At 69.5% G+C, this 25,072-nt stretch carries 28 protein-coding genes and 1 pseudogene; 15 read left to right on the top strand and 14 right to left on the bottom strand.

Features of this window, described 5'->3' with window-relative positions:
• Nucleotides 1-10: 10 nt before the first annotated feature.
• Genes ACQ5DX_RS16615 through yhjD form a run of 5 tightly spaced genes read left to right on the top strand, consistent with a single transcriptional unit; the run spans nt 11 to nt 3,851 of the window.
• A complete protein-coding gene (locus tag ACQ5DX_RS16615; RefSeq protein WP_430333631.1) occupies nt 11-814 on the top strand; it encodes an exodeoxyribonuclease III in 804 nt (267 codons plus the stop codon).
• Nucleotides 814-1,308 carry a ribonuclease domain-containing protein gene (locus tag ACQ5DX_RS16610; protein WP_430333630.1) on the top strand — a complete coding sequence of 165 codons (495 nt, stop codon included), beginning with the start codon at nt 814-816 and terminating at the stop codon, nt 1,306-1,308. Before ACQ5DX_RS16615 ends, ACQ5DX_RS16610 begins: the two co-directional genes overlap by 1 nt.
• Entirely contained in the window at nt 1,308-1,748 is a 441-nt protein-coding gene (locus tag ACQ5DX_RS16605) for a barstar family protein (RefSeq protein ID WP_430333629.1), read from the top strand. The genes ACQ5DX_RS16610 and ACQ5DX_RS16605 overlap by 1 nt, the downstream gene beginning before the upstream one ends.
• A gap of 14 nt (nt 1,749-1,762) precedes the next feature.
• Nucleotides 1,763-2,818, top strand: a complete 1,056-nt coding sequence (trpS, locus tag ACQ5DX_RS16600) for a tryptophan--tRNA ligase (RefSeq protein WP_430333628.1) — start codon at nt 1,763-1,765, stop codon at nt 2,816-2,818.
• 7 nt (nt 2,819-2,825) lie between these two features.
• Entirely contained in the window at nt 2,826-3,851 is a 1,026-nt protein-coding gene (gene yhjD, locus ACQ5DX_RS16595) for an inner membrane protein YhjD (protein ID WP_430333627.1), read from the top strand.
• Between the two features lie 15 nt (nt 3,852-3,866).
• Here the strand turns inward: yhjD and ACQ5DX_RS16590 are convergent, their stop codons facing one another.
• The 5 genes from ACQ5DX_RS16590 to sdhC all read right to left on the bottom strand — a co-directional run bounded on the left by ACQ5DX_RS16590 (nt 3,867) and on the right by sdhC (nt 8,776).
• Entirely contained in the window at nt 3,867-5,204 is a 1,338-nt protein-coding gene (locus ACQ5DX_RS16590) for a D-alanyl-D-alanine carboxypeptidase family protein (protein ID WP_430333626.1), read from the bottom strand.
• A gap of 179 nt (nt 5,205-5,383) precedes the next feature.
• A complete protein-coding gene (locus ACQ5DX_RS16585) occupies nt 5,384-6,160 on the bottom strand; it encodes a succinate dehydrogenase iron-sulfur subunit (RefSeq protein WP_127914580.1) in 777 nt (258 codons plus the stop codon).
• Nucleotides 6,160-7,911, bottom strand: a complete 1,752-nt coding sequence (gene sdhA, locus ACQ5DX_RS16580) for a succinate dehydrogenase flavoprotein subunit (protein ID WP_430333625.1) — start codon at nt 7,909-7,911, stop codon at nt 6,160-6,162. Before sdhA ends, ACQ5DX_RS16585 begins: the two co-directional genes overlap by 1 nt.
• 15 nt (nt 7,912-7,926) lie before the next feature.
• The gene (locus ACQ5DX_RS16575) at nt 7,927-8,370 is read right to left on the bottom strand and encodes a succinate dehydrogenase hydrophobic membrane anchor subunit (RefSeq protein ID WP_430333624.1); all 444 of its coding nucleotides are present in this window, start codon (nt 8,368-8,370) and stop codon (nt 7,927-7,929) included.
• Nucleotide 8,371: 1 nt separating this feature from the next.
• Nucleotides 8,372-8,776 (bottom strand): succinate dehydrogenase, cytochrome b556 subunit, encoded by a 405-nt coding sequence (sdhC, locus tag ACQ5DX_RS16570; protein ID WP_127914577.1) that lies wholly within the window; start codon nt 8,774-8,776, stop codon nt 8,372-8,374.
• 253 nt (nt 8,777-9,029) lie between these two features.
• On the opposite strand from sdhC, the gene ACQ5DX_RS16565 reads away from it, so the two are divergent.
• Together ACQ5DX_RS16565 and ACQ5DX_RS16560 are read left to right on the top strand one after the other, a co-directional pair.
• Nucleotides 9,030-9,446: a cytidine deaminase gene (locus tag ACQ5DX_RS16565; protein ID WP_430333623.1), complete on the top strand. Its 417-nt coding sequence runs from the start codon at nt 9,030-9,032 to the stop codon at nt 9,444-9,446.
• A gap of 92 nt (nt 9,447-9,538) precedes the next feature.
• Nucleotides 9,539-10,626 (top strand): annotated as a pseudogene (locus ACQ5DX_RS16560) (adenosine deaminase).
• A gap of 1 nt (nt 10,627) precedes the next feature.
• On the opposite strand, the gene ACQ5DX_RS16555 reads toward ACQ5DX_RS16560, so the two are convergent.
• The 5 genes from ACQ5DX_RS16555 to ACQ5DX_RS16535 are packed head-to-tail and all read right to left on the bottom strand — an operon-like array spanning nt 10,628 to nt 14,076.
• Nucleotides 10,628-11,866: a primosomal protein gene (locus ACQ5DX_RS16555; protein ID WP_430333622.1), complete on the bottom strand. Its 1,239-nt coding sequence runs from the start codon at nt 11,864-11,866 to the stop codon at nt 10,628-10,630.
• A 48-nt stretch (nt 11,867-11,914) separates the two neighbouring features.
• Complete coding sequence (locus ACQ5DX_RS16550; RefSeq protein ID WP_430333621.1) at nt 11,915-12,220, bottom strand: YbaB/EbfC family nucleoid-associated protein; 306 nt, start codon at nt 12,218-12,220, stop codon at nt 11,915-11,917.
• A complete protein-coding gene (locus ACQ5DX_RS16545; protein WP_430333620.1) occupies nt 12,217-12,561 on the bottom strand; it encodes a hypothetical protein in 345 nt (114 codons plus the stop codon). Before ACQ5DX_RS16545 ends, ACQ5DX_RS16550 begins: the two co-directional genes overlap by 4 nt.
• A 10-nt stretch (nt 12,562-12,571) precedes the next feature.
• Nucleotides 12,572-13,741, bottom strand: coding sequence for a C40 family peptidase (locus tag ACQ5DX_RS16540; RefSeq protein ID WP_430333619.1), 1,170 nt, complete (start codon nt 13,739-13,741; stop codon nt 12,572-12,574).
• Complete coding sequence (locus tag ACQ5DX_RS16535) at nt 13,738-14,076, bottom strand: type VII secretion target (protein WP_430333618.1); 339 nt, start codon at nt 14,074-14,076, stop codon at nt 13,738-13,740. The genes ACQ5DX_RS16540 and ACQ5DX_RS16535 overlap by 4 nt, the downstream gene beginning before the upstream one ends.
• Nucleotides 14,077-14,193: 117 nt before the next feature.
• Here ACQ5DX_RS16535 and upp point away from each other — a divergent pair, with 117 nt between their 5' ends.
• Nucleotides 14,194-14,817 carry a uracil phosphoribosyltransferase gene (gene upp / locus ACQ5DX_RS16530; protein ID WP_430333617.1) on the top strand — a complete coding sequence of 208 codons (624 nt, stop codon included), beginning with the start codon at nt 14,194-14,196 and terminating at the stop codon, nt 14,815-14,817.
• A 52-nt stretch (nt 14,818-14,869) separates the two neighbouring features.
• Here upp and ACQ5DX_RS16525 read toward each other — a convergent pair whose 3' ends face one another.
• Nucleotides 14,870-15,184: a PepSY domain-containing protein gene (locus ACQ5DX_RS16525; RefSeq protein ID WP_430333616.1), complete on the bottom strand. Its 315-nt coding sequence runs from the start codon at nt 15,182-15,184 to the stop codon at nt 14,870-14,872.
• On the opposite strand from ACQ5DX_RS16525, the gene ACQ5DX_RS16520 reads away from it, so the two are divergent.
• Nucleotides 15,171-15,539: a hypothetical protein gene (locus ACQ5DX_RS16520; RefSeq protein ID WP_430333615.1), complete on the top strand. Its 369-nt coding sequence runs from the start codon at nt 15,171-15,173 to the stop codon at nt 15,537-15,539. The genes ACQ5DX_RS16525 and ACQ5DX_RS16520 overlap by 14 nt on opposite strands.
• A 90-nt stretch (nt 15,540-15,629) precedes the next feature.
• On the opposite strand, the gene ACQ5DX_RS16515 is transcribed toward ACQ5DX_RS16520, so the two are convergent.
• Together ACQ5DX_RS16515 and ACQ5DX_RS16510 are read right to left on the bottom strand one after the other, a co-directional pair.
• A complete protein-coding gene (locus ACQ5DX_RS16515) occupies nt 15,630-17,072 on the bottom strand; it encodes a phospho-sugar mutase (protein WP_430335711.1) in 1,443 nt (480 codons plus the stop codon).
• A 68-nt stretch (nt 17,073-17,140) separates the two neighbouring features.
• A complete protein-coding gene (locus tag ACQ5DX_RS16510; RefSeq protein ID WP_430333614.1) occupies nt 17,141-17,926 on the bottom strand; it encodes a purine-nucleoside phosphorylase in 786 nt (261 codons plus the stop codon).
• A 54-nt stretch (nt 17,927-17,980) separates the two neighbouring features.
• Between ACQ5DX_RS16510 and ACQ5DX_RS16505 the strand changes: the two genes are divergently transcribed.
• The 3 genes from ACQ5DX_RS16505 to ACQ5DX_RS16495 all read left to right on the top strand — a co-directional run bounded on the left by ACQ5DX_RS16505 (nt 17,981) and on the right by ACQ5DX_RS16495 (nt 21,052).
• Complete coding sequence (locus ACQ5DX_RS16505) at nt 17,981-18,679, top strand: enoyl-CoA hydratase/isomerase family protein (RefSeq protein ID WP_430333613.1); 699 nt, start codon at nt 17,981-17,983, stop codon at nt 18,677-18,679.
• A gap of 88 nt (nt 18,680-18,767) precedes the next feature.
• Nucleotides 18,768-19,904, top strand: coding sequence for a M20 family metallopeptidase (locus tag ACQ5DX_RS16500; RefSeq protein WP_430335710.1), 1,137 nt, complete (start codon nt 18,768-18,770; stop codon nt 19,902-19,904).
• 35 nt (nt 19,905-19,939) lie between these two features.
• Entirely contained in the window at nt 19,940-21,052 is a 1,113-nt protein-coding gene (locus tag ACQ5DX_RS16495; RefSeq protein ID WP_430335709.1) for an amidohydrolase, read from the top strand.
• 7 nt (nt 21,053-21,059) lie between these two features.
• Here the strand turns inward: ACQ5DX_RS16495 and ACQ5DX_RS16490 are convergent, their stop codons facing one another.
• Complete coding sequence (locus ACQ5DX_RS16490) at nt 21,060-21,530, bottom strand: gamma-glutamylcyclotransferase (protein WP_430333612.1); 471 nt, start codon at nt 21,528-21,530, stop codon at nt 21,060-21,062.
• Between the two features lie 186 nt (nt 21,531-21,716).
• Here ACQ5DX_RS16490 and ACQ5DX_RS16485 point away from each other — a divergent pair, with 186 nt between their 5' ends.
• The 3 genes from ACQ5DX_RS16485 to ACQ5DX_RS16475 all read left to right on the top strand — a co-directional run bounded on the left by ACQ5DX_RS16485 (nt 21,717) and on the right by ACQ5DX_RS16475 (nt 25,064).
• Complete coding sequence (locus ACQ5DX_RS16485) at nt 21,717-23,123, top strand: NAD(P)H-quinone dehydrogenase (protein ID WP_430333611.1); 1,407 nt, start codon at nt 21,717-21,719, stop codon at nt 23,121-23,123.
• Nucleotides 23,124-23,311: 188 nt separating this feature from the next.
• The gene (locus tag ACQ5DX_RS16480; protein WP_430333610.1) at nt 23,312-24,517 is read left to right on the top strand and encodes a PLP-dependent aminotransferase family protein; all 1,206 of its coding nucleotides are present in this window, start codon (nt 23,312-23,314) and stop codon (nt 24,515-24,517) included.
• A gap of 88 nt (nt 24,518-24,605) precedes the next feature.
• Nucleotides 24,606-25,064: a DUF2867 domain-containing protein gene (locus ACQ5DX_RS16475; RefSeq protein ID WP_430333609.1), complete on the top strand. Its 459-nt coding sequence runs from the start codon at nt 24,606-24,608 to the stop codon at nt 25,062-25,064.
• The last annotated feature ends 8 nt before the right edge of the window (nt 25,065-25,072 follow it).

Genomic DNA, 25,072 nt, shown 5'->3' with positions numbered 1-25,072 from the left:
GGTTCTGGGCGTGCCCCACATCATCACCACGGTCAATGTCAACGGCGTCCGAGCTGCGGCCAAGAAGGGTCTGCTCGAGTGGCTCACGGGATCGCAGGCGGATGTCGTGTGCCTGCAGGAGACGCGTGCGTCGGACGAGCAGCTGCGGGAGACGCTCGCCCCTGCCTTCGACGCCGGTTGGCATGTCGCGTCGGCCGAGCCGTCCGCGAAGGGCCGCAACGGCGTGGCCGTGCTGTCACGTCGTCCGGCCGACGCCATGCGCATCGGGTTCGGCGACGACGAGTTCGCCGACGCGGGCCGCTACATCGAGGCCGACTTCGATGCGCTGACCGTCGGCAGCCTCTATCTGCCGACCGGTGAGGCCGAGACCCCGAAGCAGGAGCAGAAGGAACGGTTCATGGCGTCGTTCGCCGCGCACCTGACGCGCAGCGCCGAGGCGGCAGCCGCGGCCGGACGCGACGTGCTCGTGTGCGGCGACTGGAACATCGCCCACACCGAGCGGGACATCAAGAACTGGAAGGGCAACGTCAAGAAGTCCGGCTTCCTGCCGGGGGAGCGCGCATGGGTCGACGCCCTGCTCACCGACGGCGGGTGGGTCGACGTCGTGCGCGGGCTGCACCCGGACGTCGACGGCCCGTACTCGTGGTGGTCGTACCGCGGCAAGGCCTTCGACACCGACGCGGGATGGCGTATCGACTACCACCTGACCACCCCCGGTCTGGCGGCGCGGGCGAAGGAGGCCCGGGTCGAGCGGGCCGCGACGTACGCCGAGCGCTGGTCGGACCACGCGCCCGTCACCGTGCAGTTCCGCTGATGGCGGCGCCCCGGAAGAACCCGATCGTCGCGCTGCTGGTGGCCCTCGCGGGTCTCGCCGTGGCGGTGTTCGTCGGGACGCAGAACGGCAGTGACGACACCGCCCCCGCGTCGTCGTCCGTGGCGTCGTCGAGCTCGGTCACCAGCACTGCGCCGGCGAAGACCACCACCGGCAAGACCACCGCGAACGCGACCACCACCGTCGCGCAGCAGGCCGGCGCGGTGCCGCAGACGGCCTGGGCCACGCTCGCCGCGATCGACGCCGGCCGGTGGCCGCCCTCCGACGCTCCCGGCACCGAGGGCGGCCGGACGTTCGGAAACCACGAGGGACGTCTGCCCGCGTCGAGCGGCGGGCAGAAGGTTCGCTACCAGGAGTGGGACGTCAACCGGAAACAGAACGGACGCGGACGCGACGCGGAGCGCATCATCACCGGAAGCGACGGATCCGCGTGGTACACCGACGACCACTACGAGACGTTCGTGAGGATGCGCTGATGCCGACACCGACGTTCCCGAGCGGGCTGTCGCTGCTGGTCGCAGCTCCGACTCGGGCGGCGGGCATCGAGGAGGACCTGCGCGGCGTCCGTCCGGTGCGGCACGTGCGGGGGCGCCGGATGCCGACCGTCGCGGCGCTGTTCGACGAGTTCGCGGCCGCGCTGCAGTTCCCGTACTACTTCGGCCGCAACAGGGACGCTTTCGACGAGTGCTTCGGCGAGATCGGTGACACGGTCGGCGACGACGCCGTGGTGCTGGTGCTGGACGCCGACGTCCTGCTGGCCGAGCAGCCGGCGGAGCTGTCGTGGTTCACGGCGGCCGTCGGTCACACGGCGGCGGCAATCGTGTTGCAGGTCCGACCCGGACGCGACGACACTGTCGTCGACCGGTTCGCAGCGGTCGGCGTGCACCTGCCTCGCATCGCCGATCCCGGCGCGTGAAAGTATCGAGGATTATGTCGAGCACTGCAGAAAATACCGCGACGAACCCAGCAGCCTCTTCGCCGGCGAAGCCGCGCGTCCTGTCGGGTATCCAGCCCACCGCCGATTCGTTCCACCTCGGCAATTTCCTCGGTGCGCTGCAGCAGTGGGTGCCCCTGCAGGACGACTTCGACGCCTTCTACTTCATCCCGGACCTGCACGCGATCACGGTGCCGCAGGACCCGAAGGAGCTGCGGCAGCGCACCCTGCGGGCCGTCGCTCAGTTGCTGGCCGTCGGTATCGATCCGGAGCGGGCGACGCTGTTCGTGCAGAGCCAGGTGCCCGAGCATGCCGAGCTGGCCTGGGTGCTCAACTGCATCACCGGCTTCGGTGAGGCCAGCCGCATGACGCAGTTCAAGGACAAGTCCGCCCGTCAGGGCAGCGAGCACGCCAGCGTCGGCCTGTTCACCTACCCGGTGCTGATGGCGGCCGACATCCTGCTCTACCGCCCGCAGCGCGTCCCGGTGGGCGAGGATCAGCGTCAGCACCTCGAGCTCGCGCGCGACCTGGCCGGCCGCTTCAACACGCGTTTCGGCAAGACGTTCGTGATCCCCGAGGCCCAGATCATCAAGGGCACCGCCAAGATCTACGACCTGCAGGACCCGACGTCGAAGATGAGCAAGTCCGGCCCCACCCCGGCCGGCCTGATCAACCTGCTCGACGATCCCAAGGTCTCGGCCAAGAAGATCAAGTCCGCGGTCACCGACAACGAGCGCGAGATCCGGTTCGACCCGGCGAACAAGCCCGGCGTCAGCAACCTGCTCACCATCCAGTCGGCGCTGTCCGGCAAGAGCGTCGAGGATCTCGTCGCGGGCTACGAGGGCCGCGGCTACGGCGACCTCAAGGCCGACACCGCCGAGGTGCTCACCGAGTTCGTCACCCCGCTGCGCGAGAAGGTCGACGCCTACCTCTCCGATCGCACCGAACTGGACCGCATCCTCGCGGCCGGTGCCGACCGCGCGCGGGAAGTCGCTGCCCGGACACTGGGTCAGGTCTATGAGAAGGTGGGTTTCCTGACCACTAGGGGGTAGTTCGTAGATGGCCGACGCCGCACCCAGCTTCCTCGACAAGCAGCGTGCGGCGCGGCCGTGGCTGGATCACCTCGTCCGCGCGGGCGGTCGCTATCAGCAGCAGAAGGGCGACCACTACGCCGCGGGGATCGCGTACTTCACGATGCTCGCGATCGTGCCGATCCTGATGGTGGCCTTCGCCATCGCGGGCTTCGTGCTCGCCGGTCGCCCCGATTGGATCACCGAGATCCAGCAGCAGGTCAGCAACAACATGCCCGGCGGCCTCGGCGAGACCGTCAACGGCCTCATCGATTCCGCGATCGACTCCCGTGCCGGGGTCGGTGTGCTGGGTCTGCTCGTCGCCGCCTACGCCGGGCTCGGCTGGATGGCGAACCTGCGCGATGCGCTCACCGCCATGTGGGAGCACAAGCACGACAGCGACGGCTTCGTCACCACCAAGCTCCGCGACCTCGTCTCACTCCTCGGCCTCGGACTGGCCATGCTCGTGACGTTCGGCCTGTCCGCGCTCAGCAACGGTCCGGTCGCGCAGTGGGTCGTCCAGCGGCTCGGCCTGCAGGACGTCACCGGGATCGGGGTGGCGCTGCGGATCGCGTCGGTGACGATCAGTGTGCTCGCGACGTGGGCCCTGCTCACGTGGGTGATCGCGAGGCTGCCCCGGGAACCGGTCACGCTGCGCAGCGCGGTCCGTGCGGCGTTCGGGGCTGCGATCGTGTTCGAACTCTTCCGGCAGGTGGGTGCGATCTATCTGACCGCCGTCACCCACGGGCCGGCCGGTGTCGCGTTCGGGCCGATCATCGGTCTGCTGGTCTTCAGTAACCTCGCCGCGCGACTCATCCTGTTCGCGACCGCGTGGGCCGCGACGGCGCGAGACAACCTCGCGAATGCCTTTGTGCCGCCGCCTGATTCGGCCGTCATTCGGCCGCGCGTGCAGTTGCGTGAGGGGCCGACGGTGCGCGAGGCGCTCGCGTTCACCGGGGCCGGGGCGCTCGCCGCCATCGGACTCGCCGGCCTGTGGCGGCGGCGCGGCGACTGACGACCCCGCCGGGGATCAGCGACGTCGGCGGCGGGTCAGTGCGCGCGCCCACACGAGCAGCCCGACGACCACACAGAACCCGACGAGCCCGACCGCGACGCGGCCGGCGATGTCCTTGTTCGGCAGGTCCGAACCCGACGCCAGATCCATCCCGCCCGGGCCGTGCGTGGCCGGTCCGGCGACCTCCACGGCGGGCGTGTCCGACGCGGCGACCGGGTCGACCAGCGTGCCCACTTCGGCGGTGCGGTCCAGGCTGTAGCCGTAGTCGAGCAGGCGGGACACCTGCTCCCACGGGCGGATCGGCAGCACGTCGGCGGCCATGAGCGTCACCGCGAGGCGCCGCCCGTCGTGGTCGGCACCGCCGACGAACGTCTGCCGGGCGTCGTCGGTGTAGCCGGTCTTGCCGCCGAGCGCGCCCGGATAGTTGGCGAGCAGCTGGTTGTCGTTGTAGATCGGGTGGGGCTCGACGGGCTTGTCGTCGGGCTTCGTCGGGTCTGCGGGATGCCCCGGGAACTGCACCGTCTCGGTCGAGATCAGCTGCGCGAACGTCGGGTTCTGCATCGCCGCCCGGAAGAACAGCGCCAGGTCGTACGGCGACGTCGACATGCCCGGCCCGTCGAGGCCCGACACCGACGCCGTCCGGGTGTCCAGCGCGCCCAGGGAGTGCGCCTTGGCGTTCATCTTCGCGACGGTGGCCTCGTCGCCGCCGAGTTGCGCAGCGAGCGCGTGGGCGGCGTCGTTGCCCGACCGCATCACGAGGCCCTGCATCAGCTGCAGGTTGGTGTACGTGCCGCCGGCGCCGAGACCGACGGAGCTGCCCTCCATCGCCGCGTCATCCGGGGTGGCGGTGACGGTGTGGTTCAGGTCGAGTTCGTCGAGCGCGACCAGCGACAGCAGGATCTTGATGGTGCTGGCGGGCCGGTAGCGTCCGTGCGGGTCCTTCGCGGCGAGGATCTGACCGGAGTCGAGGTCGGACAGCACCCACCCGTGGGCCGAGATGTCGGCCGGCAGCGGCGGGGTTCCGGGTGCGGTGACGATTCCGCAGTTGCCGAGAGCCGCACCGCCGACGGGATCGTCGGGCACCGGGACCGGGGCCGGCGCCTGCTCACCCGGGCGCGGTGCCTCGGACAGGTCGATCGCGGGCGGCGGGGCCTGCCGCTGCGGGCATTCGTCGGTGTTCGGTGTGCTGAACGGGGGAGTGGTGGTGGGCGCGGGGCCCACGTCCGCCGCCGGCGCGAACTGCGCCGGCATCGGGAGAGCCGCCGCCGGGGCCACCCCCGCACCGAGAGCGAGTGCGGAGGCCGTGGCGGTCAGGAGGAGTCGCCGCCGCGCGGACTTCGGAAGTGCAGTCATAACGAAAGTCCAGGGTAGGGAAGCAGACCCGGCGTGTCGCTGTAACGCCGGTCACGAGTGCGTTGCGGAACCCGATGACCCACCCCTGAAACGCGTTTTGCGCACTTGCCGCTGCCCCGAACCGGTCGGGAGCAGCGCCAAGTGCGCAAAACGGTGGTGCGGTGAGTGCTACGCGAGCATCACTTGCGGGCGAACAGCAGCGCGCGCTTGACTTCCTGGATCGCCTTCGTCACCTGGATGCCACGGGGGCACGCGTCGGTGCAGTTGAAGGTCGTGCGGCAGCGCCACACGCCGTCCTTGTCGTTCAGGATGTCGAGACGCTCGGCGGCGCCCTCGTCACGGCTGTCGAAGATGAAGCGGTGTGCGTTCACGATCGCGGCCGGGCCGAAGTAGCTGCCGTCGCTCCAGTACACCGGGCACGACGTGGTGCAGCACGCGCACAGGATGCACTTGGTGGTGTCGTCGAACCGGGCACGGTCCGCCTGCGACTGGATGCGCTCGCGGGTCGGCTCGTTGCCGGTCGTGATGAGGAACGGCTTCACGGCGCGGAACGCGTCGAAGAAGGGCTCCATGTTGACCAGCAGATCCTTCTCGACCGGCAGACCCTTGATTGGCTCGACGGTGATCGTGATCGGCTTGCCGTCCTTGGGCAGCATGTCGCGCATCAGGACCTTGCAGGCCAGACGGTTGACACCGTTGATGCGCATCGCGTCCGAACCACACACGCCGTGCGCGCAGGAGCGACGGAACGTCAGCGTGCCGTCCAGGTAGCCCTTCACGTACAGCAGCAGGTTCAGCAGACGGTCGGTCGGCAGGGTGGGAACCTGGAAGCTCTCCCAGCGCTGACCCTCGCCGTCCTCCGGGTTGAACCGGGCGATCTTGAGGGTGACCATGACGGCGCCCTCGGGAACGGGCGGCAGCGCGGGTGCGTCCTTGTCCATGACAGGTGCGGACATCAGTACTTACGCTCCATCGGCTCGTAGCGGGTCTGGACAACCGGCTTGTAGTCCAGACGGATCGGCGAGATCAGCTCCGATCCCTCCTTGTACGCCATCGTGTGCTGCATGTACTCGGCGTCGTTGCGGTCCGGGTAGTCCTCGCGGGCGTGGCCGCCGCGCGACTCCTTGCGGTTGAGCGCACCGACGACCGTGACCTCGGCCATCTCGAGCAGGAAGCCCAGCTCGACGGCCTCGAGCAGGTCGCTGTTGTAGCGCTTGCCCTTGTCCTGGACCGTGATGTGGTTGTAGCGCTCCTTGAAGCCCTGGATGTCCTTGAGCGCCTGCGTCAGGGTCTCCTCGGTGCGGAACACCGACGCGTTGTTGTCCATCGACTGCTGCAGCTCGGTGCGGATGTCCGCGACGCGCTCGTGGCCGTGGTCGGACAGGATGACCTCGAGCCACTTCTCGACCTTCTCGGCCGGGTTCTCGGGCAGCTCGACGAAGTCGGAGTTCTCGGCGTGCGCCGCGGCGGCGATGCCGGCGCGGCGACCGAAGACGTTGATGTCGAGCAGCGAGTTGGTGCCCAGGCGGTTGGCGCCGTGCACCGAGACGCACGCGCACTCGCCGGCGGCGTACAGGCCGGGAACGTGGTCCTCGTTGTTGCGCAGCACCTCACCGTTGATCTTGGTGGGGATGCCGCCCATCACGTAGTGGCAGGTCGGGTAGACCGGCACGAGCTCGGTGACCGGGTCGACGCCCAGGTAGGTGCGGGCGAACTCGGTGATGTCGGGGAGCTTCTCCTCGAGCACGTCCTCGCCGAGGTGCGTGACGTCGATGTAGACGTAGTCCTTGTTCGGACCGGCGCCGCGACCCTCGAGCACCTCGAGCACCATCGAGCGGGCGACGATGTCGCGCGGCGCGAGGTCCTTGATGGTGGGGGCGTAGCGCTCCATGAAGCGCTCGCCGTCGGCGTTGCGGAGGATGCCGCCCTCGCCTCGGACGGCCTCGGAGATGAGGATGCCCAGTCCGGCCAGTCCCGTCGGATGGAACTGGTGGAACTCCATGTCCTCGAGCGGCAGGCCCTTGCGGAAGATGATGCCCATGCCGTCACCGGTGAGGGTGTGCGCGTTGGACGTCGTCTTGTACATGCGGCCCGAGCCACCGGTGGCGAACACGATCGACTTCGCGTGGAAGACGTGGATCTCGCCGGTCGCGAGCTCGTAGGCGATGACGCCGGTGGCGACGGGGCCCTCGGGGGTCTCGGTCAGCGCGATGTCGAGCGCATAGAACTCGTTGAAGAACTCGACGTCGTGCTTGACGCAGTTCTGGTAGAGCGTCTGCAGGATCATGTGGCCGGTGCGGTCGGCGGCGTAGCAGGCGCGGCGAACCGGGGCCTTACCGTGATCGCGGGTGTGACCACCGAAACGACGCTGGTCGATCTTGCCCTCGGGGGTGCGGTTGAACGGAAGACCCATCTTCTCGAGGTCGAGCACCGCGTCGATGGCTTCCTTGGCCATGATCTCGACGGCGTCCTGGTCGGCGAGGTAGTCGCCGCCCTTGACGGTGTCGAAGGTGTGCCACTCCCAGTTGTCTTCCTCGACGTTGGCGAGAGCCGCGCACATACCGCCCTGGGCGGCACCGGTGTGGCTACGAGTGGGGTACAGCTTGGTCAGGACCGCGGTGCGGGCGCGGGGGCCGGCCTCGATGGCCGCGCGCATGCCGGCGCCGCCGGCACCGACGATGACGACGTCATAACGATGTTCCTGCATGAAGTCTCTGCTCCCCTAGCTCGCCGAGATGTTGGGGTCGAAGGTGAAGATGACGTAGGTGCCCAGACCCATGATCAGGATCATCGACACGACCAGGATCGTGTTGAGCCAGAACCGGGTGGAGTCCTTACGCGAGTAGTCCGCGATGACCGTGCGCAGACCGTTACCGCCGTGCAGCTGGGCGAGCCAGAGCATCGAGAGGTCCCAGAACTGCCAGAACGGGCTGGACCAGCGACCCGCGACGAACGCGAAGTTGATGCGGTGCACGCCGTCGTCGAGCATCAGCATGATGAACAGGTGGCCCAGGACCAGGATGATCAGCGCCAGGCCCGAGAAACGCATGAACAGCCATGCGTAGAGCTCGAAGTTGTTCTTCGCCGCACGACGCGGCGAGCGCGGGTTGTCCAGGCTGGCGGGGCGGTCGTACGCCTTGCCGAGGGACTTGGCTTCTGTCGTCATGTCAGTGCCCCGCAAACATGTTGTAGAAGATGCGACCGGCGCCCGGGATCATGACCACGAACCAGATCGCAATGATGATCCAGAGCATGAGGCGCTGGTACTGCGGGCCCTTCGACCAGAAGTCGACCAGCATCACGCGCAGGCCGTTGAGTGCGTGGTACAGCACCATGGCCACGAGCGCGAGTTCCATGAGTCCGACGACCGGGTTCTTGTAGGTCTCGATGACCCGGTCGTAGGTGTCCGGGTTGACGCGCACCAGCGCGGTGTCCAGGACGTGGACGAAAAGGAAGAAGAATGTTGCGACGCCGGTGATCCGGTGTAGAACCCAGGACCACATGCCGGGGTCGCCCCGGTAAAGCGACCGGGTGCGCTCCTTTGCGGGAGCGGCTTCAGTCGTGCTGCTCATCGAGTGCTGTGCCTCCAACGTCTTTGGTGGGTGCGTCGAGCCTGCACAGCTTTTCGGGTATACCGCAGCTCGGGCTCGACGAGAACCTAAACCGACTTCTGTGAACTCTAAACCCAAGCGAATCCGGGAACTAATTCCCTCGATGGTTCGTACGCGCCCGAAAATGGTTGTTAGGTTTGCCTTCCCATATTGTCAGGGTTCGTCGATGTCGATCCTCTGCATCAATTCAGGTGGCGTGGTTGGATCGGGACCTATGACTCTGGTCGACTGGAAGTTGTTGCGCGACAATGCTCGTCGGGCCATGGGGCAGGCTTATGCGCCATACTCCGGGTACCCCGTGGGGGCGGCCGCACTCACAGACCATGGTCAAATCGTGGCCGGATGCAATGTGGAAAATGTCTCATACGGTTTGAGTCTGTGTGCCGAGTGCGTACTCGTCGGTAACTTCGTTTCCGGTGGTGGTGGCCGATTGACGGCGTTCACCTGCTGTGACGCGAGTGGCGAGATCCTGATGCCGTGCGGGCGCTGCCGGCAGTTGCTGCTCGAACACGGAGGCGTCGATCTGCTCGTCGACACGCGGACCGGAGTGCGGGCGCTGGGGGAGTTGTTGCCGGACGCCTTCGGGCCCGACGAGGCGGCCGGTTTGCGCCGGGGCCAGGGCGGGAGATGACGCCCGTCCGTACACCGGGTCGTCGTTCCGGATTCCGACACCCGGAACCCGTCTGACACGCATTCGACAGATTCCGCGGCTACCGTCGACCCATGACAGCGCCGTTGGATCTCGAGTACCTCCGCCGGGCACCGAAGGTTCTGCTGCACGATCACCTCGACGGGGGACTCCGCCCGGCCACCGTCGCCGAACTGGCTGCCGACTGCGGGTACACCGGCCTGCCCGCCGAGGAACCCGACGCGCTGGCCCGCTGGTTCCGTGACGCCGCCGACAGCGGATCCCTCGAGCGGTATCTGGAGACGTTCGCGCACACGGTCGCGGTGATGCAGACCCCCGCCGGTCTGCGCCGGGTCGCGCGCGAGTGCGCCGAGGACCTCGCGGCCGACGGCGTCGTCTACGCGGAGGTGCGCTTCGCTCCCGAGCAGCACCTCGAGGGGGACTCAGTCTCGACGAGGTAGTCGAATACGTTCTCGAGGGGTTCCGGGAGGGGGAGGACGCGGCGCGCCGGGCCGGTCACGAGATCCGAGTCGGCTGTCTGCTCACCGCGATGCGGCACGCGGCCCGTTCCCGCGAGATCGCCGAACTCGCCGTGCGGTTCCGCGAGCGCGGCGTCGTCGGGTTCGACATCGCCGGCGCCGAGGCGGGCTACCCGCCGAGTCGGCACCTCGACGCGTTCGAGTACATGCGGAACTGCAACGCGCATTTCACGATCCATGCGGGTGAGGCGTTCGGGTTGCCGTCGATCCACGAGGCCATCGCCTTCTGCGGCACCGACCGATTGGGCCACGGGGTGCGCATCACCGACGACATCACCGTAGGACCCGACGGCGACGTCACCTTGGGCCTGCTCGCGAACTACGTACGAGACAAGCGGATTCCGCTCGAGCTGTGTCCGAGTTCGAACGTGCAGACCGGTGCGGTCGCGAACCTCGAGGAGCATCCCTTCGACCTGCTCGCCCGCGAGCGGTTCCGGGTGACGGTCAACACCGACAACCGTCTGATGAGCGACACCTCGATGAGCCGCGAGATGCTGGCGCTCGTCAACACCTTCGGATACGGCTGGAGCGACCTCGAACGCTTCACCATCAATGCGATGAAGTCGGCGTTCATCCCCTTCGATCAGCGACTCGCGCTGATCGACGACGTCATCAAGCCCGGCTACGCGGTGTTGATCGGCTGATCTACTCGGGACGCAGGCGGGACTCGAACTCGGCCTCGAGCGCGCGCCAGGTCTCGGCCTCCGCCTGGAACGGCGGGCTCGGCGTCATCCGGCCCGGGTCGGGCTCGAGGATGTACGAGACGTACCAGCCCAGGGGAGTCGACGACGACAGCGCGGCGTCGGTGGCATCGTCCTTCGCGAAGTCGGCTGCGTCGGTGAACAACTCGACAGCCAACTCCAGCTGGTCGGCGTCGACGGCGTCGGGTCCCTCGGCGAGATCGTCGGCCAGGCCGGGGAGGACGTACACGTTCTCGTCGGTGACCTCGACCTCGAGGGAGCCGTCGACGGCCGCGTTCTGCACCTCCTCGTACGTGCTGACCCGGGCGAGGTCGTGGTCGTGGTTGTCGGCGAGGTAGCGCGCGAGTGCGCGTTCGGAGCCGAAGACCGAGATCTTTCCGCCGCGACCGAGGAACACCGCGTGCTCGTCGAGGTAGCAGCGCAGCGAGTAGTACGTGGTGCCCGACGTGATGATCTTGATCGGGTCGATCCCGACGCCGGTCCAGAAGGTCTCCTCCTGGTCCTCGTCCTCGCCCGATTCGGTGTCGTACTCCTCGAAGTCCTCGTCGGCCTCGGCGTCGTCGTCGGCATCGACGACGTTCTCCTCGGCCGCGAGGATCTCGGCCTCGGCGACCGAGAGCGCATCGGCGTCGACGTCCGGCGTCGCGACGATGGAGTCGATCGCGTCGATGACGGCGTCCCAGTCCTCGGCGACGGCGCCGCCGATTCGGTCCCACAGCGCCTCGCCGTCGCGTCCGACGAACTCGTCGACGCCACTGCGGAGGTAGGCGATCTCGGGATGGTTCTCGAAGAACTTCACCACCGGTTCGAGGTCGCAGACCTCACCGATGTTGCGCACGATCTCGAAGGTGCTCTCGAGCTCCGAGAGGGTGAGCGCCTCCGGGTCGCCGGCGACGAGTTCGGGGACCCCGATCAGATCGAACGTGAAGTTCTCCTCCGGCTCGAGTTCCGGGGCGGCCAGCTTGGAGAAGACGGGCCAGGCCGGGTGCTCGACCAGGTCGTTGTCGTCGTCCGTGCGGATGAACGCGGCGAGCGCCGCGACCGAGGGGAAGCCGTAGAGGTCCTCTTCGTGGCCGAGGAACGCCTCCCACTCGTCATCGCCTTCGCGCCACCGCGGCGCCCACAGCGTGACGAGGTCTCCTCGGGTCAGACCGAGTTCGATCGGGACGATGTCTCCAGCCATGGCCGGAAGCCTAGCCACGTCGGGGCCAAAGTTATAGCCGTACACCGGTCAACTCTCGTCGTATGTGTCGAACAACGCGGTCGTGATCCGGTTTCGCTCCTCGGCTGCCGCCGCTGCGGCGTGGTGCGCGGTCTCGGTGATCGTGCGTGCCAGCACCCGGGCGTCGAGATCGTGGAGCGATTCGCTGAGCCACAGTCCGGTCGGGCTGCCGTTGCCGTCGACCTCCACCCGCACCCGCCCGTCCCGGCTCACGGCTTCGGCGCGGATCGCGTGCAGCGACGCCAAGGCGTCGTCGAGTCGGTTCAGCTGTGTCGTCGCGCGCTGCACGAGCGCGTCCATCGGATTCGCGCTCATACGAGACGCATCCAGCTCGTAGGTGCGTCGACGTCCTCGGCCGCGGCCTGTTCGGCCGCGGCGACGTCGTCGCGGGTCGGCAGCCCGAGCCGGTCGAGCACGTGGCCCGGCATGCCCTCGCGCGCCAGGTCCTCGCGTCGTCGCGCGCCGGCTTCGCGGCCTGCCTCGCGGCACAGCCGCAGGATTTCCCGGGCCAGGTGTTCGCCGCCGTAACGCAGCTCGCCGCGGTCGATGTGGATGTCCATCGGCAGCCCGGTCTCGGTGGCGCGGACTGCGATGGTGCGCGCCCGGTTGGCAGCCGACGCCACGGTGGCGGTCGGCAGGGACGGGTCGGTCGTCATGATTCTCCGATCACTCGGTGGGGCGGTAGAAGCCGTAGAACTCCATACCGATGTTGGACGTCCGGATCGCGCTGACGCTCACCGGATCTCCGGCCTCGATCATCTGGCCGTTGCCGACCACCATCGCGACGTGGCCGTCCCACACCGCGAGGTCGCCGGGCATCAGGTTCTCCTGGTCGACGGGTATCCCGACGCTCTGCTCTTGCGCCAGGCGCGGCAGATCCACCCCCGCCTCGCCGTAGGCCCACTGGGTCAGCCCGCTGCAGTCCAGTCCCTGGCCCGGGGAGGTGCCACCCCACTGGTACGGCACGCCCTGCTGGGTGAGCGCGCAGCGGACGGCGTCGGCCGCCTCCTGGTTGGGTGCGACGGCGGTGCTGCCGTCGGGCAGCAGGATCTCGACTCCGCAGCCGCCGAAGCGCGGGTCGTACGAACTCGAGCCGCCGGCGCTTCCGGTCTCGACCGAGGCGCGGCCCGACCCGGGGTCGAACGACGCCGTCCGGGCGGACGACGCGGTGTCGATCGACGACATCGGCGACCCTACCGACGAGCCGGCGAACGCGGACACGAAGCGACTCGCGGCGTCGGTCTGCGGCGTGACCGGAGCCGGTACGGCGGCGGCGGTCGTGGCCGCGGGCGCGGGTGCGCTCGCCGACGCGGCGACGGTGCGGGCGTCGGCCGGAACAGGATCGGGCGCGGTGAGCTCGACCATCTTCGCGGTGTGGACGGCCAGTTCGCTGCGCACCCGCTCGACGACGGCGAGGGCGCGGCCGAGGTGCTCGACCGCCGCGCCGATCAGCATCGTCACGCCCGCAGGGGTCCCGAGCAGGGGAAGCGCTGACGACGCGAGCGATAGGAACGAGTGCAGGATCTCCTGCAGTTCGGCGGTCCCGGTCCGCACCGTCTCCGACGCGGCCTCGACGACGACCACGATCTCCCGGCCACGGTCGGACAGTTGCACCGACGCGGCCTGGGTGGTTTGGGCCTTGTCGATCGCGGCGTCGGCAGCGACGCCCGTCCACACACCGCCGAGGTCGCTGATGCCGACGCGGCCGAGTTCGTGGACGGCGTCGATCGCGTCGGACGCCGCCCGCATCGCGTCCGCGGGCGAACCGCCGGGCAGCGCCCCGGATCCGAACGCTCCGAGCAGGTCGACGACCGGGCGGGCGAGCAGATCGATCACAGTTGCGCTCCTGTCGTCCCTGTCTCGCCGAGTGCGGCGGTAGTACCGGCCTCGGTGGTGTCGTACGCGGCCGCGGTGGTCAGCGCGGCGTCACCCATCGACGCCCACGCGGAGGCGAGATGATCGAGCTGGGCTGCGTGTGCGGTCTGCGCGTCGGTGAAGGCCGCGACGAAGTCGCCCCCGATCGCTCCGAAGATCGGGCCGAGCAGTGCCGGGCCGGACGCGGCGGACGCGGCGCCGGCGGCCTGCACCTGCTCTGCCAGCGTGGCCGCAGTGGCGCCGAAAGCCGCGATCCCCGCCGTCGTGGCTGAGAATTCGGCCGAGAATTCAGTCATCGCATCCCCCATCGAAACTGGCTCGTCGCAGGGTTTGACGCAGCGGACGGCGATTCGGTTCCCGGTCGGTTCGGGCCGTTTCCGGCTTCGGGCTGCGCCCAACTATCCTGTGAAGTCATGGATACGCAGGTGGTCGACCATCCTCTGGCAGCAGCTCTTCTGACGAGGATGCGGGACGAGCGCAGCGACAATGCCACGTTCCGGTCCGCGTTGCGGCAGCTCACCCAGATGCTGATCTACGAGGCCACCCGGGATGCCGCGATCGAGAAGTTCGACGTCACGACGCCCGTCGCCGTCACGAAGGGCGTCCGGCTGGCGAAGCCGCCGCTGCTGGTTCCGGTCCTGCGGGCGGGGCTCGGCATGATCGAGCAGGCGAGTGCACTCATCCCGCAGTCCCAGGTCGGTTTCGTCGGCATGGGGCGCGACGAGGAGACCCACCAGCCGGTGCCGTACCTCGAATCGCTGCCCGCCGACCTCTCCGGGATCCCGGTGTACGTGCTCGACCCGATGCTCGCGACCGGCGGTTCGATGGTCTACACGATCGACCTGCTCGTCGCCCGCGGCGCCACCGACATCACCGCGGTGTGCGTGGTCGCCGCGCCGCAGGGCGTCGCGGCGCTCGAGAACTCCGGTCACCCGGTGCGCCTGATCACCGCGACGGTCGACGAGGGCCTCGACGAGAACGCCTTCATCATCCCGGGTCTCGGTGACGCCGGCGACCGTCAGTTCGGTCCGCGCTAGGTCCGCGACGAAAAATGGGGGCGGCCACCGGTTCGGTGGCCGCCCCGTTCGGTCAGCGCGGCGTGTTCTGCAGGATGCGGCCGGTGACCGCATCGACGTCCACCGCGCGCCGCGTTTCGGAGGCGTCGACCACGTCGGCCTCCCACACGTACGTGCCGCCCTTCTCCACCACGAGCTTCAGGTCGGTGATACGGCCGCCCGGGACCTCCGTGAGGACGATGCCGGCGGCGGCGGTGTAATCGAGGTTTGCTTCTCCGGCGGCCGGGGTTTGTCCCCCGGTCGCCGTCGGCCCTGCGATCACGCGGTCGCCGTCGGGGGAAACGCCGACCTCGATCGCACCGCCGTCGGCGCCTGTGAGCTGGACCACCCAACTGCCGTCGCTGTTCTCCTCGATGGAGTGCAGCGAGCTGCCGGGAACCGCTGCGATCGCGGTGCGGCCCGCGTGTTCGAAGACCTTCGCGTTCCACCCGGGTGCCAAGGAGGGGGCGGCTGCCGCCGACTGCGCCTCGGCCCCCTGGGCGGGGGCCGAGGCGTTCGCGGAGGTCCCGGAAGATGTTGTCGCCGAGGACTTCGCGGACGTGCTCGTCGCCGCTGCGGCGCTCGCGGACGTGGTGGTCGTCGGGGTGCTGTCGCTGTCGGCGCTGCCGCAGCCGACCAGGGCCAGCATCGCGACGCCGGTGACGGCGGTCGCTATGGCTCGGGTCGGGAAACTTCCGTGCTGAATCTTCATGTCGCCGAACGCTTTCGCCTCGCTGCTTCTTATCTGTCCCAGCGTTTGTATCAGAGCTGGGGGTGGCAACGGGCCATTCCGGCTAATCGGACTTTCGTGTCGTAGCCGACTTCAGGTACTGCCGAACCAGTTCGGAGCGTGCGTGCGCACTCGTCCGGGCTGCCACGACGTCACCGGCAAGCACGGGTTCGACCACCTCGGAGTAGGCCTTGAGCTTCGGTTCGGTGCCCGACGGTCGGACGGTGACGTGGAGTCCGGGGCCGGCGAGGATCACCGCGTCGGTGCGCAGCGGGCCGCGAACCGCGGCGAGGTCGGTTGTCTCGACGGCGATCCCGGCGATCTCGGTCGGTGGATCGGCGCGCAGTCGGTCCATCGTGCGGACGATCTCGCCGAGGTCGTCCGAGCGCTGCGACACCTGGCCGGTGGCGTGGACCCCGAACTCGATCGCGAGATCGTCGAGCGCGTCCATCAGGGTGTGGCCGTCGGCGGCGAGATCGGCCACGAGATCGGCGACCAGCACGGCCGCGGAGATGCCGTCCTTGTCCCGCACGACGTCCGGGTCGACGCAGTGCCCGACGGCCTCCTCGTAGGCGTAGACGAGGCTCCCGTTGCCACCGTCGGCGCGCACCAGCCATTTGAATCCGGTGAGTGTGCGGGCCGAGCGGTGACCGCGCGCGGCGGCGATCTTCCCCAGCAGCGTCGACGACACGATCGTCGTCGCGACCAGTGCCGTGCCGGGGGTGTGCGCGAGGATCCGGTTCCCGAGCAGCGCGCCGGTCTCGTCGCCGGTGAGCATGCGCCAGCCGTTCGGGCCGGGAATCCCGACCGCGCACCGATCGGCGTCCGGGTCGAGGGCGATCGCGACGTCGGCGTCGACGGACTCGGCGAGGGCCAGCACCAGGTCCGTCGCCCCGGGTTCCTCGGGGTTCGGGAAGGCGACCGTCGGGAAACTCGGATCGGGATCGAATTGCGTGGCGACGGTGTGGATGTCGGTGAAGCCGGCGGCGCGCAGCGCGGCGACCGCGACTGCGCCGCCGACACCGTGCAGGGGAGTCAGCGCGATGCGGACGGTGCGGCGCTCACCGAGCGGCAGCGCCGCGACACGGTCGAGGTACGCCGACACGATCGCGTCGTCGGCCGGTGTGACGGGGCTGCGCCGGACCTGCCCGACCCGGCCGATCGCGTCCTCGATCTCGCGGTCCGCAGGGGCGGCGAGCGGGGCACCGCCGTGCAGGTACACCTTGTATCCGTTGTCGGCGGGAGGGTTGTGCGATGCCGTGATCTGCACGCCGGCGACCGCGCCGAGTCGGCGCACCGCGAACGCGACGAGGGGAGTGGGCAGCGGCCGCGGCAGCAGCACGACGTCGAAGCCTTCCCCGGCCAGTACCTCGGCCGCGGCCCGGGCGAACTCCTCCGACCCCCTCCGCGCGTCGCGGCCGACGACCACCGTGCCGCCGCCGAGGCACTGGTCGCGCAGCCACGCCGCGAGGCCCGCGGTGGTCCGTTCGACGACGTCGACGTTCATGCACCCGGGCCCGTCGCCGACCGGTCCGCGCAGGCCCGCGGTGCCGAAACGCAGCGGCGGCGGGGTCGTCACAGCCGGGCCAGCAGGTCGCGCAGCAATTCGCCCATGCGGGCAGCGGACGCCTGTCCCGCGGCGAGGACCTCGGCATGGTCGAGGTGTTCGCCGGTGATGCCGGCGGCGAGGTTCGTCACGAGCGAGACGCCGAGGACCTCGGCGCCCAGTGCCCGGGCCGCGATGGTTTCGTGCACGGTCGACATCCCGACGAGGTCGGCGCCGAGCGTGCGCAGCATTCGGATCTCGGCGGGGGTCTCGTAGTGCGGACCCGGCAGGCCCGCGTATACGCCCTCGGTCAGGGACGGGTCGATCGTCCGGGCGAGTCCACGCAGGCGCGGGCTGTAGGCGTCGACCAGGTCGACGAACTGCGCACCGACGAGTGGGGAGCGCGCGGTGAGGTTGAGGTGGTCGCTGATGAGGACGGGCTGGCCGACGGTCATGCCCTCGCGGATGCCGCCCGCGGCGTTGGTGAGGATCACGGTCTCGGCACCCGCCGCGATCGCGGTCCGCACGGGGTGCACCACCCGGGCCAGGTCGTGGCCCTCGTACGCGTGGGCGCGACCGAGCAGCACGAGCACCGAGGTGTCGCCGACGCGCACCGATCGCACGGTGCCGGCGTGGCCCACTGCGGACGGGGTCGCGAACCCGGGCAGGTCGGCCATCGGCACGAGCGCCTCCGGAGCGCCGAGCACGTCGGCGGCGGCCTGCCAGCCCGAGCCGAGGACGACAGCAGCGGAGTGCTTCGGGATTCCGGTGCGGTCGGCGAGGACTTCGGCGGCCTGCTGCTCGAGTGTGCCCATGGACGGACACAGTAGTGCCGCCGCGCGATGTTACTCGCGGGTAGTATCGCGGCCATGCCATACCTGAATCGTCAAGGCGACGTCTTCGTCCTGTACCTCGGCAACGAGGGTGAGACGGACAACGAGAATCGGTTCCACCCCGACTGGATCGACGCCACACACGCGTTGCTCGACGAGGTCGAGGCCCACGAGGGGCCGGCGGCCCTGGTCACGACCGCGACCGGCAAGTACTACACCAACGGTCTCGACACCGACTGGATCTTCGGCAACCTCGACAAGTTGCCGGGCTACCTGGACCGGGTCCACACGATCTACACCCGCCTGCTGGCGTTCCCGATGGCCACCATCGCGGCCGTGCAGGGGCACGCGTTCGGTGCCGGCGCGATGCTGGCGAGCGCCCACGACTTCCGCGTGATGCGCAGCGACCGCGGCTACTACTGCCTGCCCGAGGTCAACCTGAACATGCCGTTCACGGTGGGCATGTCCGCGCTGCTCACCTCCCGGTTGGCGCGGCAGACGGCGGTCGAGGCGATGACGACCGGTCGCCGTTACGGCGGCGGCGACGCGCTCGCTGTCGGAATCGTCGACGACGCCGTCGAGGGCGACCTGGTGCTCGGTGCGGCGGTGGCTCGGGCGTCGGCGCTGGTCTCGACCCGCGGTGCGAACCTGTCGGGCATCAAGCGGGGCATCCACCGCGACACGCTCGAGGCGCTGGAGACCAAGACGGACGAGAGCAACTTCAAGTTCGGATAGCGGGGACCGGGCCCGCAGGAGTGAGAGACTGGGGACTGTGAGATCAGGATCCCCGGCGGCGTCTCCGTCGGCTTCGGTGTCGGACGTCGTGTCGGCGGCGCGATCGGATCTGGTCGCGCTGTCGCACTCCATCCACGCCCACGCGGAACTTGCGTTCGACGAGCACCGGAGTGCCGCCGAGTTGGTCGAGTTCCTGCGCGGTCGTGGCTTCGAGGTGCGTGCCGGTGTCGCGGATCTGCCCACCGCGTTCGACGCCCGCTTCGGCAGCGGCGAACTGGTCGTCGGGATCCTCGCCGAGTACGACGCGCTCCCCGAGATCGGGCATGCCTGCGGGCACAACATCATTGCCGCGTCCGCGGTCGGCGCGGGACTCGCGCTCGCCCCGCTCGCCGACGCGCTCGGCATCACCGTCCGCGTCATCGGCACCCCGGCGGAGGAGACCGGCGGCGGCAAGGTCCTCATGCTCGAGCGGGGTGTGTTCGACGACGTGGCCGTCGCGATGATGGTGCACCCGGGCCCGTTCGACATCGTGGGCGCGACGTCGCTCGCGCTCTCGGACATCGCGATCACGTTCACGGGCAGGGAGGCGCACGCCTCGGCGGCACCGGAATTCGGGCGCAACGCCGCGGACGCGGTCACAGTCGCGCAGGTGGGACTGGCCCTGCTGCGCCAGCACCTCGCGCCCGGGCAGCAGTTGCACGGCATCGTCAGCGACGGTGGGGCGGCGCCCAACATCATCCCGGCCCACACCGAGATGCTGTACTACCTGCGCGCGCACACCGCCGAGTCGCTCGACGAGCTGGCCGGCCGCGCCGAGGCCTGCTTCGCGGCCGGCGCGCTCGCGACCGGCTGCACGCACGAGGTGCGCACGGTGTCGCCCACCTACACCGAGTTGCGGCCGAATCCCTGGCTCGTCGACGTGTTCCGCGAAGAGATCGTCGATCTCGGCCGCACACCGCTGCCGGTGGAGCTGGAATCGTCGCGGCCGCTGGGCAGTACGGACATGGGCAACGTGACGCACGTCGTTCCCGGCATCCACCCGGTGGTCGGCCTCGATTCCTGTGGTGCGGTGACCCACCAGCCGGAGTTCGCCGCCGCCGCGGTCACCGAGTCCGCGGACCTCGCCGTCGTCGACGGTGCGACGGCGCTGGCCCGCACCGCGATTCGCGCTGCCGTCGATTCCGCGCAGAGGGCGCGGTTGCTCGAGGGGGTGGAGCGTCGGTGAACGAGGGAATCGAGGAGTGGCTCGCCGAGCACGCGATGGACCTGTCCCGGTGGCGGCGACACTTCCACGCGAATCCGGAACTGGCGCGGCACGAGTTCTCGACCACCGCGTTCGTCGCCAGTCACCTGTCGGCGGCCGGGATGTCGCCGCTGCTGCTGCCGGGTGGGACCGGCGTGGTGTGCGACATCGGCCCGGGCGGCATGCGGCTCGGTCTGCGCGGTGACATGGATGCGTTGCCGATGCAGGAGGCGACCGGCGCGCCCTACGCGTCGACGGTGCCCGGTGTCGCGCACGCGTGCGGCCACGACGCGCACACCGCAATCCTGCTCGGGGCAGCCCTCGCACTGAATTCGTTGCCGCAGTTGCCGATCGGCGTGCGGTTCATCTTCCAGCCGGCCGAGGAAGTGATGCCGGGCGGTGCGCTCGACGTGGTCTCCGCCGGCGGGATGCAGGGGGTGTCGCGGATATTCGCGCTGCACTGCGATCCACGGCTCGAGGCCGGCCGCGTCGGGGTGCGGGTCGGGGCCATCACCTCGGCCGCGGACACCGTCGAACTCGTGCTCGATTCCCCGGGCGGTCACACGTCCCGGCCGCACCTGACGACGGATCTGGTGTACGCGATCGGAACGGTCATCACCGGGCTGCCCGGGATGCTGAGCCGGCGCATCGACCCGCGCAGCGGCACCGTGATGGTGTGGGGTGCGGTGAGCGCGGGGCAGGCGCCCAACGCGATCCCCCGCAGCGGCATCCTGACCGGCACCGTCCGCACCGGCGACCACGACACGTGGGCGCTGCTCGAGCCGACCGTCCGTGAGATCGTGCACGGTCTGCTCGCGCCCACGGGGGTGCGCTACGAACTGAACTACCGCCGCGGCGTGCCGCCCGTCGTCAACGACGAGGTGTCGGCGCGGATGCTCGAGGACGCGGTCCGGGCGATCGGCCCCGATGCGCTCGCGGACACCCCGCAGTCGGGTGGTGGCGAGGACTTCTCGTGGTACCTCGAGGAGGCGCCGGGCGCGATGGCGCGGCTGGGCGTGTGGTCCGGGCACGGACCGCAGCTGGACATCCACCAGCCGACGTTCGATCTGGACGAGCGGGCGCTCGTCACCGGGGTGCGGGTGCTGACGAACCTGGTGCTGCAGTCCTGACCGGCAGCTAGGGCGTGCCGGGGCCGACGTTTCGGCTGTTGCGGGTGCGCAGGCCGCGCACGTAGTCGGCGGGTGCCCCGGCGATCTCGGCGGCCTCGGCGATGACGCCGAGGTAGCGGGCGGACGGTAGCCCACCCTCGTACGCGTCGAGCACGTACAGCCAGGCCAGGACCGGGCCGTCCCCTGTGTCGACGCGGAGGCGGATCTTGCGGTGCAGGCCCAGTTCGGAGCCCTCCCAGCGGTCGAGGCGCTCCTCGTCCTCGGCCGGGACGTCGTAGAGCACGACGAACACCTTGGCGTCCGAATCGTCCTGATCCTCGACGACGGTGGCGAGCGCGCCCTCCCAGCCGATGTCGTCGCCGCTGAACGTCAGCCGCCAGCCGGGGAGCCAGCCGGTGCCCGCCATCGGCGAGTGCGGGCAGCGTTCGAGCATCTGTTCCGGGTGCATGTTGGACCCGTACGCGGCGTAGATCGGCACGCGAAAAGCCTAATCGGTGTTGTGCGTGCTCGGGTAACGAGCGGACCGCCCGGCGCAGCGACATGCGCGTTCGGCGCGTGATCGTCCGCTGGTAGGGGTCACTGCCAGCGTGTTCCCGGTCACTGGAATAGCGTTGTACTCGGGCCTGCCGGAGATCCCGGTCGGCGCGGCGAGCTTGGAGGACGAATGACCCGGATCGTGATCATCGGTGGTGGACCCGCCGGCTACGAGGCAGCCCTGGTTGCTGCCCAGCACGGGGCCACGGTGTCATTGGTCGATTCCGACGGTGTCGGCGGCGCATGTGTCCTGTTCGACTGTGTTCCCTCGAAGACGTTCATCGCGTCCACCGGTATCCGCACCGACATGCGCCGGGCCACAGATCTGGGCATCTCTCTCGATCCGTCGAGCGCAACCATCTCGCTGCCGCAGATCAACTCCCGCGTCAAGAACCTCGCCCAGGTCCAGTCGTCCGACATCCGTGCGCGCCTGCAGAGCGTCGGCGTCCAGCTCCTGTCCGGCAAGGCCGAGCTGATCGACCCGCAGATCGGCATGGCTTCCCACCAGGTGCGCGCCACCCTCACCACGGGTGAGGAGAAGACGCTCGAGGCCGACGTCGTCCTCATCGCCACCGGTGCCAGCCCGCGCGTGCTGCCGGGCGCCGTCCCGGACGGCGAGCGGATCCTGACGTGGCGTCACCTGTACGACCTCGAGGAACTGCCGACGCACCTGGTGGTCGTCGGCTCGGGCGTCACCGGCGCCGAGTTCGTGTCCGCGTACACCGAGATGGGCGTCAAGGTGACGCTCGTGTCCAGCCGCGACCGTGTGATGCCCCACGAGGACGCCGACGCGGCCCTCGTCCTCGAGGACGTGCTGGCCGAGCGCGGTGTGACGCTCGTCAAGCACGCGCGCGCCGACGCGGTCGAGCGCACCGAGGACGGCGGGGTCGTCGTCAAGCTCGCGGACGGGCGCACGGTGCACGGCAGCCACGCGCTGATGGCGGTCGGTTCCACGCCCAACACCGAGGGCCTCGGCCTGGAGAAGGTCGGCATCGAACTCGACAAGGGTGGGTACCTGCGCGTCGACCGCGTGTCGCGGACCGCGGTCTCGGGCATCTACGCCGCCGGCGACTGCACGGGTCTGCTGCCGCTGGCCTCGGTCGCCGCGATGCAGGGCCGGATCGCGATGTACCACGCGCTCGGCGAGGGCGTCAGCCCGATCAAGCTCAAGACCGTCGCGTCGGCGGTGTTCACGCGTCCGGAGATCGCCAACGTCGGCGTGAGCCAGGCCGCGATCGACAATGGCGAGGTGCCGGCCCGCACGGTCATGCTGCCGCTCAACACCAACCCGCGCGCCAAGATGTCGGGTCTGCGCCGCGGTTTCGTGAAGATCTTCTGCCGCCCGGCGACCGGCGTGGTCATCGGCGGTGTCGTGGTCGCGGCCACGGCGTCGGAGCTGATCCTGCCGATCGCGATCGCGGTGCAGAACAACCTCACCGTCAACGACCTGGCCCAGACCTTCTCGGTGTACCCGTCGCTGTCGGGGTCGATCACCGAGGCGTCGCGTCAGCTGATGCGTCACGACGACCTCGACTGATCTCGAAATGTGAGACAACGATTTCACATTGTGGCGACTGCTGTGGCATGATGCGATAGGTCGGTCGAGAACCATCGGCCGACCAACTTCGCTCTCCGCCCCGTGGATCCGGGACGACCTGGGTGTTTCTGCCTTCGTCCTTCGCCGTCGTGCGCGACGGCAGTACCTCCGCCACGGGAGTCGCCTCCATGTCACTCGAGTCGTCGTCGCTCGCCCCGTCTCTCCAGCTGTCGTCGCGGATGGCCGACCTACGTAGCTCGGCCATCCGCGATCTGCTCACCCTCACCGCCCGCCCCGACGTCATCAGCCTCGCGGGTGGACTGCCGGCCACGGAACTCGTTCCACGGGAACGCATCGCGCAGGCGGCGCAGCGGGCACTCGGCGATCCGCGCTCGGTCCAGTACGGCGAGACGTCCGGTTGGGCGCCGCTGCGTGAGGCCGTCGCTGCCCGCGAGAGCGCGAAGGTGGGGCGGCGGATCGACCCGGCCGAGGTGGTCGTCACCCACGGTTCGCAGCAGGCGCTCAGCCTCCTCGCACAGGTGCTTCTCGACCCGGGCGACACCGTCGTCGTGGAGGAGCCGGGCTACACCGGCGCCCTGCAGGTCTTCCGGGCCGCGCAGGCGGCGCTGGTGCCCGTCGCGCTCGACGCCGACGGTATGGACACCGACGCCCTCGAACAGGCGCTGCGAGACGGATTGCGGCCCAAGCTCGTCCACACAGTCAGCAACTTTCACAATCCGCGCGGCGTCGTGCTCTCCGCGTCGCGTCGGGGACACCTCGCGAATCTCGCGGACCGGTACGGCTTCTGGATCATCGAGGACGATCCGTACGGCGAATTGTGGTTCGACGCGCCCGCACCCGCGCCCGTGGCGGCGCACTCGGATCGCGTCCTGCGGCTTTCGAGCGGATCCAAGACGCTCGCTCCGGCGCTGCGCATCGGCTGGCTGCACGGCGACCGGCGGGTGTGCGAGGCCGTCGAACTCCTCAAGCAGGGCGCCGACCTGTGCGGGTCCTCGCTCACGCAGCAGATCGCGACCGAGTTGCTGGGCGACACCACCTGGCTGGATGCGCACCTGACCAGCGTCCGCGGTGCGTACGCGGCGCGGGCGGGTGCACTGGTCGACGCGCTCGAATCCGCTTTCGGGGAACGTATCTCGCAGGCCGCGGTGCACGGCGGCATGTTCTGTTGGATCGAGTTCACCGACGACGTCGACACCGCCGCGCTGCTCGAGACCGCAGTCGCGCACGACGTCGCGTACGTTCCGGGCGGCGCGTTCGGCGTCGCGCACACACACCCGCACGCCGCGCGACTGTGCTTCGCGACCTACGACGGGGCGGTGCTGGCGGAGGGCGTCCACCGTTTGCGGGCGGCGTACGACGCGCACCCGCGGTAGCCGGGGACGTCCACCGACGCGCGTCATCGAGCCCGACGCCACTGACAGGCTTCTGGTATCCGGCGGGGCGGCGCGGGAGGATTACGGCATGCCACGTCCAGCGTTCTGGTCCCTTGCCCTGGAAGACATTCCCCGCCCGGACTTCGTCGACGTCGTCGCGGCGCCGGTACCGCCCGGTGCCACCGACGATCCGCGCGTGTGGGCCGAGACGGTGTTCGCCGGCGACTCGAGCCCGGCGTGGATCCGCCTGGCCTTCGCGCTGCGGCAGTTGCTGGTTCCGCTGATCGGCGTGCCCCGCGGCGGCCGCGACATCTTCGCGGTCTCGCGCGTGGAGGACGGCGAGGCGCTGATCTCCGTCGACGACCGCCACCTCGACTTCCGAGCCGGCGTTGCTGTGGACCCCGAAACTCGACTCGTTCGCGTCACGACGGTGGTGCGGCTGAAGGGCTGGCGCGGGCGCGTCTACTTCGCGCCCGTCAGCGTCGTGCACCCGGTCGTCGTGCAGTCGATGCTGCGCCGGGCATGTACCAGACTGGCGCCCCGCTGACCGGCAAT

Origin of the sequence: Rhodococcus sp. ACT016 (assembly GCF_050477185.1) — a bacterium.
Classification (GTDB): Bacteria; Actinomycetota; Actinomycetes; order Mycobacteriales; family Mycobacteriaceae; genus Prescottella.
Note: the sequence above shows the minus strand (reverse complement) of the source record. Positions and strands in the feature narration are given on the sequence as shown.